This is a genomic window from Halomicronema sp. CCY15110, from assembly GCF_016888165.1.
In the GTDB taxonomy this organism is placed as follows: domain Bacteria; phylum Cyanobacteriota; class Cyanobacteriia; order Phormidesmidales; family Phormidesmidaceae; genus Halomicronema.
The window spans coordinates 1-14,398 of sequence record NZ_JACSWC010000419.1; the positions used below are offsets into that span (position 1 = coordinate 1).

The 14,398-nt window shown below is 54.8% G+C and carries 11 protein-coding genes and 1 pseudogene; all 12 read left to right on the top strand.

Translation table 11 applies throughout. The features are described from left to right. Window positions 1-921 (top strand): annotated as a pseudogene (locus tag JUK32_RS22030) (hypothetical protein); the annotation flags it as partial. After that, the gene (locus JUK32_RS22035) at window positions 921-2,081 is read left to right on the top strand and encodes a hypothetical protein (protein WP_204141025.1); all 1,161 of its coding nucleotides are present in this window, start codon (window positions 921-923) and stop codon (window positions 2,079-2,081) included. The pseudogene JUK32_RS22030 and the gene JUK32_RS22035, both read left to right, overlap by 1 nt. A gap of 6 nt (window positions 2,082-2,087) precedes the next feature. Further along, complete coding sequence (locus JUK32_RS22040) at window positions 2,088-2,825, top strand: hypothetical protein (protein ID WP_204141026.1); 738 nt, start codon at window positions 2,088-2,090, stop codon at window positions 2,823-2,825. Window positions 2,826-2,831: 6 nt separating this feature from the next. After that, complete coding sequence (locus JUK32_RS22045) at window positions 2,832-4,547, top strand: TrbI/VirB10 family protein (RefSeq protein WP_204141027.1); 1,716 nt, start codon at window positions 2,832-2,834, stop codon at window positions 4,545-4,547. An 11-nt stretch (window positions 4,548-4,558) separates the two neighbouring features. Continuing rightward, the gene (locus JUK32_RS22050; protein WP_204141028.1) at window positions 4,559-5,374 is read left to right on the top strand and encodes a hypothetical protein; all 816 of its coding nucleotides are present in this window, start codon (window positions 4,559-4,561) and stop codon (window positions 5,372-5,374) included. Beyond that, window positions 5,374-6,837 (top strand): hypothetical protein, encoded by a 1,464-nt coding sequence (locus JUK32_RS22055; protein ID WP_204141029.1) that lies wholly within the window; start codon window positions 5,374-5,376, stop codon window positions 6,835-6,837. Before JUK32_RS22050 ends, JUK32_RS22055 begins: the two co-directional genes overlap by 1 nt. Further along, window positions 6,821-8,704 (top strand): type IV secretory system conjugative DNA transfer family protein, encoded by a 1,884-nt coding sequence (locus JUK32_RS22060; protein WP_204141030.1) that lies wholly within the window; start codon window positions 6,821-6,823, stop codon window positions 8,702-8,704. The genes JUK32_RS22055 and JUK32_RS22060 overlap by 17 nt, the downstream gene beginning before the upstream one ends. A 2-nt stretch (window positions 8,705-8,706) precedes the next feature. After that, window positions 8,707-9,981, top strand: a complete 1,275-nt coding sequence (locus JUK32_RS22065; RefSeq protein ID WP_204141031.1) for a hypothetical protein — start codon at window positions 8,707-8,709, stop codon at window positions 9,979-9,981. A gap of 141 nt (window positions 9,982-10,122) precedes the next feature. After that, on the top strand, window positions 10,123-12,624 hold the full coding sequence (locus tag JUK32_RS22070; protein ID WP_204141032.1) for a hypothetical protein: 2,502 nt from the start codon (window positions 10,123-10,125) through the stop codon (window positions 12,622-12,624). A 36-nt stretch (window positions 12,625-12,660) separates the two neighbouring features. Then, the gene (locus JUK32_RS22075) at window positions 12,661-13,110 is read left to right on the top strand and encodes a hypothetical protein (protein ID WP_204141033.1); all 450 of its coding nucleotides are present in this window, start codon (window positions 12,661-12,663) and stop codon (window positions 13,108-13,110) included. Between the two features lie 41 nt (window positions 13,111-13,151). Next, on the top strand, window positions 13,152-13,832 hold the full coding sequence (locus tag JUK32_RS22080) for a hypothetical protein (protein WP_204141034.1): 681 nt from the start codon (window positions 13,152-13,154) through the stop codon (window positions 13,830-13,832). 45 nt (window positions 13,833-13,877) lie between these two features. Continuing rightward, complete coding sequence (locus JUK32_RS22085; protein WP_204141035.1) at window positions 13,878-14,066, top strand: hypothetical protein; 189 nt, start codon at window positions 13,878-13,880, stop codon at window positions 14,064-14,066. Window positions 14,067-14,398 lie beyond the last annotated feature (332 nt).

Genomic DNA, 14,398 nt, shown 5'->3' on the forward strand with positions numbered 1-14,398 from the left:
AATGGTGATTTAGGAAGCATCCTCAACGGCGATTTAGGAAGCATCTTGAATGGTGATTTAGGAAGCATCCTCAACGGTGATTTAGATGGCATCTTGAATGGCGACCTGGGCGGCATCTTCAATGGCGACGCTGAGGACATCTTGGGCAACGACTTGGGCGGCATCCTCAACGGCGGCATCGGCGGTGACTTAGGTGATTTGATTGGTGGCGTTGGTGGTGTTTTGGGCAGTAGCGGTGGTGGCGCTGAAGTCAACATCAGCCTGCCTACTTTGGGAGAGACTCTAACAAACTGGAATACCTTGGCTGGCGAGGCTTCCGGCGCACTGCTAGATAATGTCGTCGCAAGTTTCGGCTCGGCTCCCAATATCGTTACTGGCGCATTGGGTGTCCCGGATGTGTTGGCGTCTCAGTCATCGGTTATGGAAACGGTGATGGGTGGGGTGCAAAATGGCTCCCCAGGCGCGACGAGTCAAGGCGTAGATCGGTTCAACGTTAACCCGGTTGCGCTCTCCGAGACGATTGGTAAAGAAGTCTCCAGGGCCGCATCAGTCGGTTTCTCCAACACCCTTCTGAGCGAGGCAGGGCAGGAGGCGATCGTTGAAGAGGTTGAGGCCACCGACGAAACGCTAGGCGAAATCACGACCCTGGCAACCGAGGCGCAAGACATGGACGTGACTCAGGATGTGATGAAAAAACTGTCGGCAATGCTGGCTCAGCAGTCGAGTATTGATGTTGCCAGCTACGGGCAAACGATTCAACTCCGGCAGCAATTTGCGGCAGATGCTGTCGTCCAGGCTGAGGCGGCTGAGGATTTAGCGGCGATGAGTCGGCGCGAGCAAACTGCACCGATGGCCGCAGCGTCAGAGGTTATGCAAAGCTCCTCGATGCTCATGCTCTTTAACAGTGAGGGAGCAGAGTGATGGACTTATCCTTGCTTCCTACTCTGGCGATTGAGGGATCTGCCGCAATGCTGGAGCAGGGCCTCACGATGTCGGAGGACATTAACGCGATCTACGACCTCCAGTGGCAGCAGATTTTTACGACTGTGGCGTCAGAAGGGGGCTTCTCCCTGTATGGATTACTGGTCGATTTGGCCCGAGTGTTTGCGGTGGGTGCGCTGGTCATCTTCATGATGCGGTTTGTTTACGCCATCGTGCATGAGGGAGATTATCAAGAGCCTGTGCGGATGCTGATCTGGCCGCTGGTAGTGGTCCTCTTTTTAAGCGATGACGGTCAGTTGTTGGCAGCGGGAACCCGTGCCCTGCGAGCAGAGTTGAATGATGTAGCGTCGGGAGTTTTAGAAGTAACGGCGCTCAACATCAATCTGGAGCAGGCCGTTCGGGGTGCTCTAGCCAAGGGGGTGATTGGGGTCGAGACCAGTGCTCAAATCCAGCAGTGTCAAACGCTGATTGGTGAGAGCCAGATCGAATGCCTGGAGTCTGCTTATCAACAGATTGAGGCGACAATTGGTGCGTTTGAAGAAAATTGGATTGTTGATGCGGCTGGCAATATCGCTGGCAGCATTCCCTTTTTGGCACAAACGCGATCAGCGATTGAGGGGGCAGTGGAAGCCTACAACACCTCTGGCGGGGATGTAGGACAGGTATTGCCCGGATTCTTTGGGGGGTTTGTCGGCTCCCAGACGCGGGCGATCATTTTCAGCCTGCTGACTGCCTTTCAGTGGGGCTTTGTGAATCTCATTCAGATTTCCATGCTGCTAACGGGCTTGGTTGCCCCGATCGCGCTGGCCGCGTCGCTACTGCCCTTTGGCGGCAAGCCGATATTTGCTTGGCTCACCGGCTTTTTCAGCCTGGGCTTTGTGCAGATTATGTACAACATCATCGTCGGTTTTGCGGCGGTGGTCATTGTGAATGCCAACACCTTCGATACCAACGGGTATCTGGTGTTGATTTCGGTGTTGGCCCCGGCTCTGGCGATCGCCCTTGCCAGCGGTGGGGGGCTGGCGATTTTTAGCATCTTGCTATCCAGCAGTGCTGGGGCGGTGACATTGCTGGTGTCATCGGTCTCGCGTACACCTGCGCCCCCGGTTAATTCATCTCCTACCCAGACTTATCGCTAGAAACCAATGACAATACTTCGCGAAAAGAAAACGGGTTTGCTCGCCATCGACAACCTACAGCCCCTATTTGTGTTGGTCTCGCTGTTTCTGGGAGCAATCAACTTACTGCTCTTGTTGTCGCTGATGATAGCGACCTACCGGGTGGCAGGCCGCCCAGAGACACGCCTGGTACAACTCGTCGATGGGCGCTCGGTGCTGACGGAACCGATTGACCATTTAGAGCGATCGCCAGAGACGATTCGCCGCTTTACTCGCGAATCGCTGGCCATGATGTTTACCTGGAATGCCGTTACGCAGGTGCCGGGTGCCGATGGGGGAGTTCAATCTACGACCGATCAGGGAGTAGATGTCGATGGCGGCATGGTGACAACACGAAGCTGGCAGGCCAGCTTTGCCTTTTCAGAGGATTTTCGTGCCCCGTTCCTCGATGGGGTGGCGGAGATGACCCCACCCGAAGTCTTCACAGGCGATGCCCAAAGCGTTTTTAACGTAACGACGCTATCTGATCCACTGGCCGTTGACGAGGGGGAATGGGTCGTGGAGCTAGTCGGCAACCTGATTATTTTTGACCAAGAAACTCCTAGAGGGCGAGCGGTGCCCTTTAACAAAGAAATCCTGATCAGGGCTGTTGAGCCCCCTTCTGACCCGTTGGCTGAAGATGCCACCCCCATTCAACAGGCGGTTTATCAGGTTCGCAGTGCGGGCTTGGAAATCACGGCAATGAATGAACTCATCGAGGAATAAACAGCAATGACGCACTCTGGTGACACTCCAAACTACGAACTGCTCGATCCCGAAGATCTAGGGGGAGATGTCGGCACAAACGGTCATGGCAAAGCCGACGCCGTGCCCGCTGAGGCGACCGACGAAGCAACGATGGCCTCTTGGATGGGGCTAGATCCCCCTGCCTCGGAGGCTACAGCTTCAGAGCCCAGTACAGGTTGGTCGGATACGCCTGGCGCTGAGGCGGATGAGGATGCGGCTGACGACGACGCCAGCGGTCTGGTTGACGATACTGGCAGGACGGTGACGCCTCTGTGGTCGAACCCAATCATGAAGCTAGGGTTTGTGGGAGCCGTAGCGGGATTTTGCTTGCTCGTCGTGGGATTGACGGTAACGACCATCCAATCGGCGGGGCGGCGAGATTTGGCGTCTGTTGACATCCCGGAGCGACCTGAAGCAGAAGAGGAAACGGAAGACCCCCTTGCTAGTGCCTTGCAAAGCCGGGATGAGGAAATCGGAGAACTCAAGACCCGCAACGCTCTGGGTAATCAACGATTGGCAATGGAAATTCAAGAAGGTGAAGAGTCGGAGGTGAGCCCGGCTGAGTTGTTAGCGCTCAGGAATCAGCTGGAGCAGAGACGGCAGGCACAAGCAGCAGCAGACAGGGATGGGGAAGCGTCGGCATCTTCTTCTGCCCCTACCCCTAGCACACGGTCTATTCCGTCACCGCCGCCGTCGCCACGGCCCTCACCCGCGCCTGCGGCGGCTTCTCCTAGTAGGCTTCCCGCGTCACCGCCTGTTTCTGCGGCTCCACCAGAGCCGGAAATGTCGCCTCAAGAGCAACTGGCGATACTTAGTGGCTTTGGCAGTTATGGCAGTGGTAGCACGTTGCCAGCCAGCGACATTGCGATGTCGGGGCCTTCGTCAGCGTCGGGGCCTTCGTCTCCCCAAGTGGAAGCGGCTGAGGCGATTCCTTCCTTTAGCAACGGTGACAACGAGCAGGTGGTGGCAAGTACCTCACCTGTGGCCATGGCCCCCAGTCAGGTCGGTACCACCTTTGCTGAGGAAGAGGCGGCAATTCTCGGTCATACGCTGGTCACGGTGCAGTCTGGGATGTCGGCCCAGGCGCAATTAGAAACCCCAATTTATTGGGCGCAAGATTTGGCGAACGAGCAACAATCGCAGCGCACAGCCCTCCGGTTAACAGAGTCGTTATACGGCAGCCGAGGTGAAGTCGCCCTAGACGCCGGGACAGTGCTGGTGGCTGAGGTGAATGTTGTTGCGGGTAGCGGTTTATTACAGCTCTACGTCACCGATGTCGTGGTTGAAGAAGATGGGCGGCAACAGGTGATGCCTATTCCGAATCAAAATCTGGTAATTACCGGAAACGAAGGACAGCCCTTAGTTGCCCGTGAGATTCAAAATACGAGCGAGATTCGGGCAGCGCAAACACAGTTAGGCCTATTGGGCGCACTCGGCAACGTTGGCGAACTGCTGAATCGACCCGATTCTCAGACGACCTCCATCGGGCTGACCAACAGCGTGTCAACTACTGAGAACGGCCCCGTTAATATCTTGGCGGGTTTGCTCGAAGGGGCGGCTGACGCGGTGATTTCCACCGAACAAAGTCGGGTTGAGCAACGTATTGATGACATCGAGGGGCAGCCTCGCATCTGGTATCACGACAGCAATGCGCCCGTGATGCTCTTTGTTTCTGAAGAGTTTACGTTTCGAGCTGATTAGAGGAAAAAGCCATGAGAAAACTTACCCAGTTGGCGATCGCAGGCAGTACCTCTCTGCTGGTGGCCGCCGTCTCTGCGCTGCCGGGGATAGCTCAGCTCAGAAACCATTACACTTTGCAGCAGGCTGAATCCGGCGCGGTCAGCATTCATGTGTGGCCTGGTTCGGGCACGAACCTGGATTTTACTCGTAGCGGGGAGTTCATCTATCGCGCTTGGTTGGATGATCCGAGTCGAGTGCAGTTTGATACGGATACTCCGATCGAGAATGCGAATGCCCAGATTATCCATCTGAGAAAGATTGAAGCAATTGACGTTGAAGGATTGCCAGCGACCGGCACCACCTTGCTGAGTGTGGCAACCGTTGACGCATCCGGGCAGCGCCACCTCTATCAATTCACGGTTTTGTATGGGGGCGGCACCCCGGACTACTCAACGATTGTGCTGTCTCCCCAGGGGGCCTCACCCCAGGCGACTACAGTTTCAGCTCGCTCGGCCTATGGCGGTGTTGGGCTACAGACTTTCCGGGATGGTATCGCGCAACTGATTCTCGATGGCACGATCGAAGGCAATGGCCCCATGCACGAGCGGCTAAAGACCTTCATTGACTTGGTGCAAGCGGGCTCAATGCCTGCTGATGCCGCACAGTCTGCCGGTGTTGACCTGGCCGTGATCCAAGAAGTTGCTCGAATCGGCTCAAGTGCGGCGGCGGAAGAATCGAGGACTCGGCTCGATGGGCCTGCTGAACCGCTTGCGGTGCCAGATGCTGAGGTGCCGATTATTGAGGTGCCAGATGTCGAGATACCAGATGAGCTTGGTGGAGAGGGGTAATGCTGCGAGTAAATCTACTGCCAGTTTTAGCGGCCTGCCTGTTGGGTGTGTTTCCGGTTTCCTCTTGGGCGCAAAATGAACGGCTGCAAGATGAGAGATCGCCAACGTCGGACGTGGTGCCTGAACCTTCTGAGCCCTCAGCGGATTTGAGTCGGCGTCTGCCGATGGGCGTATTGAACATCGAGGGCCAGTCTGCGGCGATCCCCGACTGGCAAATCATCTCCTTCGAGACATTCCCTCCGTTTCCGTCTAGTGGTCAATGGGGCGATGTGGCCTGGTCGCAGGGTGATCGCCTCGCGGATGTCCTGACGCTTGGTGACTTTCAAGAGTCCCTGGATTTACACCTGTTGACGCTCGCTGCCATCGCTGAAGGCATGGGAATGCCTGCCAAGCTGAATAGAAACCACCCGGTTTATCTGATTAACTTGGGTGAGTTTCGGTTGCTGGAGCGCCAAACAATTGCCAGCTTAGTTGCCGCAGTGCCGTCCTTGCTGGAGGTGCCTATTCAAAGGTTGCCGCCCATTCAAGATTTGGTCGAGAGCGTTCATCCTACCTTCCTGATTGAAGGTGCAACCCTAGAAGATTTACTATCCGCCCATCCTGAATTTGCTCAAATTAAGCTCAGCGATTTGATCTTGGAAGATTATCGGGTGGGCGACCTGCCGGGGATTGAATTAGCCCCCATGCAGTCGTTTGCTCAATGGCCAGAGGCGGCAATTAGTGAGGTGCCCATGCTACCCGCGATGAGCTGGTGGCTGTTTCCTCAGCAACCGCAGACCGATGGTGCGATCGCCACCATTGAAGTTAACCCTTCTACCAATTCTGTGGAGCTGGTTCCCCAATCTGGCTTTGAATCAACTGAGTGGACGGTGGGAGAAGAGAGCGAATCAGTTACAGCGACGGCCAACATGGTCAGCCCCCAGGGGCGATCGCAAATTAACGACGGCAGAGAGCTTGAGGGAGTGTTTCCGTTTGGGCCAGCTTTCAAGGTTGTGCCCGCAGCCGTGACTCCACGGGGCGTTGAAACTGCGATGTACTTTCGCACTTGCCGTCAGGTTGCGGGCAGTCTGGATTGCTCTGCCTACGGCATTGGCCCCATCCCATTGCAGACGTATCGCCCTGGTGAGACGGTCTTTTTGGGAGCGTTCACGTTTCCCGTCGCCTCAACGCCGCAGCCTCAGTCTTCTAACTCTAGTGACGTTTCCGCTGCGGAGCCGGAGGCTGATTTCTTTGGCGACCTGGCTGATACCACGGCCCAGAATCAGGAGGCGATCGGGACTGTCGCGATGATTTTGACGCTGCTGGGTGGAGTGTTGTGGTGGGCGTGGAAAGGCGACCCCATTCAGTTCTTTATGCTGACATTCCGCTGGTTGGTGGTGGTTGATCCGCGTCGCGTGATGCGCCAACTGAGCAAAAAACCTGAGTCTTCTACTGTGGAGCCATCAGATGCGGAAAAACGATGAAAGGTTTGGGCTACTCGCTCAAGCTGAAGTAACTGAGACGATTGAAAGCGTACCGGCCTTTCAGACGATTAGCGACAGCTTGGGGCCAGCGCTGCAACCTCTGATGGGCCGCAGCGGATTAATTTTGCTGGCCGCAGCGGTAGGGCTGATGGTCGTGCAGTTAATCGATCGCGGTAAAACCGGGAAGATTGCGCGGGGGTCTCTAAGTGGTGGCAAGGAGAAAGCCAAGTCGCGGAAACGTGCCCTCCAGCAGCTCAACGCCAGAGAGCCAGATTCAGTCGCTCTCTATGTCGGCAGCTTGAAGCGCAACAAGACAGGCAAAATCACGGGTTCGAGAAAAACACTCTTTCTGTCCGATGCTCAGAGAGGCATTGCTGTGGCGGGTGGCCCAGGTTCCGGTAAGACATTTTCGGTGATCAATCCCGTCATTCGCAGTGCTCTCGATGAAGGTTTCCCGGCACTGGTTTATGACTTCAAATATCCAGCCCAGACGGAGTGCCTGGCTGCGTATGCCGCTAAGCGGGGCTATGACGTGCGGGTGTTTGCCCCTGGCTATCCCGAATCAGAGGTGTGTAATCCCCTGGATTTCATGGCTGATGCGAATGATGCGCTGATGGCGCGGCAGATTGCCACGGTCATGAATCGCAACTTTGCCCGCAGCTCCAACAGCAGTGAAGATAAGTTCTTTGCTGATGCAGGCGACCAGTTGACGCAGGCGATTCTCATGCTGGCAAAAGGAATGCCCATTCCTGACTTAATGACCGGGAGCGCCATTCTAGGGCTAGATAGCCTACCTGACCGCATCATCGAGGCGAAGCGACTGGGCGATTTGGGCCGATTGCCTGATCAGTGGCAGATCTCCCACTGGGTTTACTACGCCTTTAGCCAACTGATGCAGCTGAAGGACTCAGAGAAAACGGTTGCAGGTGTCCTGGGTACGGCTGGTAAGGTTTTTAGCCGCTTCATGGCCCCAGAACTCATTTCTACGTTTTGCGGCAAGACGACGTTACCCATCGAACTGAAAGGGCGGCAACTGGTCATCTTGGGGATGGATCGCCGTCGCCGGGAAGCTGTTGCGCCTCTGGTCGCGACTGTGCTGCACCTGATGGTGACGATGAATGTGACCCGGAAACGAAAAGATCCCCTGCTGCTGGCGATCGATGAATTACCGACGCTGTATCTGCCGTATCTAACGCAATGGCTCAATGAAAACCGTTCCGATGGCCTCTGCACGATGATTGGCTTTCAGAACATCACGCAGCTTGAGGATGCCTATAAGCGCGATATTGCCCGCTCCATTCTGGGCGGTTGTGCCACCAAAGCTATCTTCAATCCTCAAGATGCCGACAGTGCCCGGATGTTTAGCGACTATTTAGGGGATGAGGAAGTCATCATCAAGCAAAAATCACGCAATTCTGGCGGTAGAGGGGGAGCATCCCACTCAGTCAGTAAACAAGTACAGAAGCGACGCATCGTGGAGCCCGCACAATTTAACCGCCTAGCCACAGGGAAATGCGTATTAATCTCCCCTGGGTTCGCCCGCAAAGACGAAACCTCGATTCCGCTCATCTCGAAAATCAAGGTTCCTCAAGCAGATGTGAAAGAGGGGAAATGGAGTGAGGAGACCTGGGAGAAAGTGCGAGCCAAGCTCATCCAACGGTCGCCGCAAAGTCTGCGGGAGTCTGCCAGAGCCAATCAGCAAATGGCAATCTGTCAGGCGATGGTCGAGAACTATCTGCCACTACCAACCGACGATGAAGCGGAGGATGTTCAGGCCAGTCCCTTGGTTCCTGTTTTGGATGCAGATCCAGCTGCCGCCGAGGTGATTGACCCCAATGCGCTGCTTGAATTTAGCGAGGTGTTCTGATTATGGCTAAAACCGACATTGATGATGCTACAGGCGTTACCAGCCAAGAGGCGGAACAGACAGAGCGATCCACTCAAAATTTGATGGGCTCGCTGCTGGGGGCCGCAGCGCTGCTTTATTTCAGAAATCAGCAGCAGCGAAGACAACGCTTAAATCTGGTGCCGCCCGCAGAACCAGTCAACGTCGAAGTTCAGCCAGATATTCAAGACCTGGGGCATCCCAGGCCGCTTTCAGGTGGCCCGGAAGACCTGCCGCCTTATGAAGACAATGAGCTGCCGCCAGCGGGGGGCACCACTCCCCCCGACGAAACCCTGCACACGGCCTATCGGCCTGAGTCAACTGCTGCGGCAATTACGCTGAGCGTTGGGAGTGAGCAGATTCAGACGGACTCTGAGCGAATTGGTAGCGATATCGAGCAGCTCAGTAATCTTGATGCGGTGCAACGGGCGATCGATGGTCAACCGTTTCCGGGTGATCTGCCTGTAGAAATCCAGGTCGAGGGCGAGCGGGTTTTTTATCAGGGGGCAGAAGGGCGATATGTGCATCCTGATTTTGACCTCGCCGCCGCCAGGGATCTCGTTGTCAATCAGCAGCGCAGCGGAGTAAGTCAGGATCAGGTAATTGATATTGATATTGGTGGCCCCGAACCGACCCCTAATGTCTCCGAGCAGGCACCTAATGGTGTAAGCCCAACTGGTGTAGGTTCAACTTCTTCCCCGCCAAGCCAAGAGACATTGACGACTGAGACCGTTTCTCTGTCTGAAGCAGAAGCGATCGCCGGACAAAACGAAGGCGATGCTTCAACGGATAACCCTGCAATTTTGGCCGCTCAACCGACAACGCCGACTGTCACGAAAGATAGCCGTGGTCGCATTGTCCGCAGTCCGTCTCTTGAACGGCTGGATGCGTCGGCTGATTTGGTGAAGCGCAAGGAGTCACAGCGGGAATGGGCGGCGATGTTTGACCGCTGCTTAGAAGTGACCCACGGGAAAGGTGGTAGCGCCACTATCGTCGGCAACAGGTACAACATCTCCAGAGATGGTAATGGCGGGCTAACGGTGACAGCTAAAGATGGTCGGGGGGTGATTTTTGAGCGTGACCCATCAGGCAAAATCACCTCAGCCGCTAACACCCAAGACCTTCAGACCTTTGCTAAGGGCGCTGGGGTTCTAGATCGGCAACAGGCTAGAACCCCAGCGCTGCCATCAACTCGCAATCGTCCCTCTGGGCGTCCCTCGATGGCTCCCTCTCGGCGGGGTGGTATAGAAATGGGCTGATAAATATCTACCGAAAGACAGAAAAATTGCACGAAATCGCTAGCGGTAACAATTCAGAGACATCTGCCGATTAAATTTTGGGCGTGGATTTTAAAAACTCCTCTCGTGAAGCCCCTTAATCGCATTAGATTAAAAAACCTTTTGGCGACATTGCTGCGACTCACGATCGCGTTTGCTGTCGCTATTGTCTTTACGTTTTTAGGTCTGCTGGGTGAGGTTAGAACCGCGATCGCCCAGACCAGCATCAGCGAACAAAATTTAGTTGAAGCGCAAAACCTGGCTGAAGGACTGCCGGACTACGACTCGTTTGGCACTCAGACGTTTGGCGACATTCGCTTTAATAGCGAGGGCAGCATTGATGGGGTGCCTGATGATGTTGCTGAGCAAATGGGCTACGACACTGGCCGAAGCTGGACAGCAGGTGCAAGGGCAGCCGATGTACTCAAACTGGGAGACTTGAGCGGCAGCTTTTACCCCCAGCAGCTCACCATCTCTGATATGGAGCGCCGAACCGGGATCGATACAACCGGGCTGTCTATTTCCGAGTATCAAGGACTGCTTCAGGGTCAATCGGTTGGCTCACTTTCATCCCTGCTCGGCATTGAAAATTTCCGCTTAGACGAAGTGGCTCCACTTCAGGACGTTTTTAATGAGGCCGTTCGACCACAGCTTGAGGTGGAAGCGGCTGGGCAACTCAATCAAATCGCTCAAAGTTTAGGGGTGCCCGCTGACGCGGTGCCCGTGGAAGCCTTCGATCCGGCCAACTTCATTGAGGGCGAACTGCTGGAATATGGGCAGCAAACAGTCGGAGAGCTGATCGCGACGCCTGACCTGCTCGAAGGCGCGAGGTTTGGTGACATCAGCATTGGTGATTCGCTGGACATCTTGGGGAGTTATCGGGTTGAAGACCTGCCCGGTCTGGAAAACCTGCCATTACAGGAACTGGATGGCTGGCAAGATGTGGTACTGAGTGAAGTTCCGGGCTTAGATGCGATTCCGTTTGGTGATTTCCCTAATCCGATCGCCGCCATCACAGGTGGATTTGGGGGGACGCATGATGTCACCTATGGCGAAAAAGAGTCCCGCGTTACGCCGACTAGGTTCTCGATTTCGGGGTCTGACCAGGCAGGTTTCCGAGTGGAATGTGCTCAAGAGCGAGGCTGTGCCTATCTGGAGTTGCAAGGTTCCGGTGAGATGGCGGGTGCCCGATGGATTGCGGGCGGCAGCGGCGCGGGGCAGCAGATGGTTGAAGGTGGCAGCGGCCTCTTGAAGATGATCAATAGCGGCATGGAGCCAACTGGGAGGCATCCCTTTGGTGATGTCTTCAAAATTGTTCTCACCGACACGACTGAATCTGATGGGACAGGAAACTTTGCCCTCTACACCCGATTTTGTCAGCGCTCCTTCTTTGTCGATCTAGGCTGCACACCGTACTTTATCGGCCCGATTCCGGTCTGGTCTACCCAAGAGGAGGGCTTTGTTCTTACTGGCCCACTAGACGGACAAGGGGGCGCATCGAGCGGGCTAGAAGTGCCCCCCGAATTGCAGCAGTATCAATCCAGAAACCTTAGTGGCTCATACTACGGCAGCGGTCGCAATAGCCAGGTTCAGATGGATGAGGAATGTCTGGACGGGCTGCTGTCGGTTACGCCCTCTGTGCAACAAAGCGGCGCGGCTGAAAACATTCCGATCATCGTTGAGGCTGCCAATAAGTACGGTTTGGACAGGGCTCAGATTGCCTATGTTTTGGCAACTGTGCGCCGAGAAACGGGGGGCGTTGGCTGGGCACCTGTTGAGGAAATTGGTCGCCCTTGCGATTACAGCGGTGGTTGTGGTTGGCATGGTCGGGGTTATGTGCAACTCACCCATGACTACAACTATGCCCGTGTCCGTAATGAGTTGGGCATTGATGTGGTCAGCGATCCGTCGCTGGCCCTTCAACCTGACATTGCCGCTGAGATCTTGATTCAGGGGATGATGAAAGGATGGTTTAACGGCATCGGGCGCGGGCTTGCTTCCTACGTCTCTGATGAGCGACAGGATTTCTTCAATGCTCGGCGCACCGTGAACGTGCTCGATCGAGCCGGGGAGATTGCGGGTCACGCTGAGCAATACTACCGGACGCTTCAGCAATGCAGAACACTGGAAACTTCCAGAGGAAGCGTTGGCGCACCCGTTGAGCCCTTGAAGACTTTTCGTACCGGGACACTGGCTGCTCAGGAGTATGGTGCTCCAAGGGACGGCGGTGCTCGTCGCCATGCTGGTCAAGATCTTGATATTAAGCAGGGCATTGACGACGAAGCTCAAAGCTACATCGGCGGCGTGGTCACGCGGGTAGGGAACGACCCTGGTGGGTATGGCAACTACGTCGATATCTACAACGCAGAGTTGGGAGTGGTTGAGCGTGTTGCCGAAGGTGTTCAGTTGACGGTTGGCCTTGGCGATACCGTTGCGCCTGGACAAGTTGTGTCCACCGGAGAGTCAAATACAGGCGTGATCCATATCGAATATCGCGACTCTGTTAATTCCCAAAATCAGGGTGGGTTTGGCTTTGGTGGAACCTACGACCCGGTTGAATTTCTGGAGGCCAACGGGATTGTTGAGCGGCGGGGGAATCAGCTCGTTCCCCTAATAAACGAGTAGATACGACTGTTTTGCACTTAGAGGTGAATAAGAACCATGAAACTCAAAAGACCTATTTTCGGTTATGCCCTCGTTTCGCTGTGTGTCGCATTCTTAGCGATTATGGCCCCCATCGTGAACGCTCAAAGCAGCAGTTCAGAGGAAGGATTGGGCTACTCTGAAGGCCCGTTTGAGCTGATCGAGAATCCAACATCGGCCACGGGCGATTCGCCACTGGCTGCGATGCAGGCGGCGGCTAACACCGAAGTCATGACAGCAGATGGCGTCTTCACAATGGCTTACCAGGGGGGTGAATATGCCTTCATTGCTGTGACGGCTGATGATATTGGCAATACCGCTATTGCCACTAAGTCGGGAGATGCTTGGCAGTTCGCCTGTCGAGAAGCGGGATTGATGCCTCCTTTTCGGATGGTTGAAAATTGCGGCGTCCCCGAAGCGATCGCTCCTCAGCTAGAGCAAGGCTTGATTGATGAATTGACAAATTGATCTACTGGGTGCAGCAACCATTGACGTAAGGAGTTGAATTGATGAGAGCAAGAAACTTCCCTGGTCGCTTACTGCTCGGCCTAGTGCTGATGTTGATCGCAGCCTCAGCGATGCTGTTCCTGACAGCGATCGCGGCCAACAATGACGAAATCGCGAGAGCTGAGCCCGCTGAAATTCTTCCCCAGCTTCAAGAGGCTTATGAGCAAGCGACTGAACAGGTTGACTTTCCGGTTCTACTCCCAACTAGCGTGCCAGGTCTGGGTACAGAGTTTTGGTTGGCTGGCCTGATGTTTGCCAATAGTTACGGCCCTGCTAATGAGGGCGTGACTGAAGACTCAAGCCTGCATTATGAGTTCTCAGTTGATACCCAAGACGGCTGTGGGGGTTCTGGGGCTTGCTCAAGCGGTTCTATCGGCGGTGAAGTGGTTACTGCTGGTACTCAACCGATTGAGGCGATTCACTCTTACGTTGACGATTACCTGAATAACCCCGATAGCCTGCCCATGTCTGCCGAGCCGATGGGCATCGTTGAGCTAAGTGGTGGTCGAGAGGGCATTGTTGTGCCGTGGGTAGCGACAGCGCAATGCACCGAAGCGCGAGTCTACTGGGAACAGCCATTTGGCGACGAAACCTATCGCTACTACGTGGGTATCGAATGCGGTGATCGCGCTGATGTCGTGGCGCTGGCGAACAACGTGATTGCCAATACTGAGGGTTTCTGAGTCATGGAAAACCAATCAACACCTATTCGTAAAAAGCCTCGAACAGTGACTATACTCCTATCTTGGCTAGTCTTTGGCATTTGTTTGGTGGTTGTTTTGAGCGAGATTTTGGGCTTTCAGTTGCCCGTTTGGGCTTATCAGGAGCCTCAGCAAATCACCGCTCATCATCACGGCGGAATTTTGGATTTGCAAGCTATTTGGCATGAAATGGAGATCCTTTACCATGCGTCTTAGTTTCTCGAAATTGTTCCTTGGTGCTCCTCTTTTGTTGGGTGTCTTGACTACTCCCCACGTCTTTAGACCGGGGAGTAGTCGACAAAGTAACGTATCAAAAAGAGCAACTCGTCATCCAGCGCTATCACTGCCGCCAGCCTACCGATTTGCCTCAACAGGCAGACATCAGCCGAGACTGTTGGCCGGATGAGAGATTCAATGATGGGCGTTGTCTGAACCCAACTGCGGTTTGGTATAAAAGCTCAAATCCAGCTTCTGAGCAATTTTAGTGAGCGTTTCTTGCATAGCCTTGAGTCGCGTTTCAATGCCGTCGCGACGTTTTTGGCAAATCG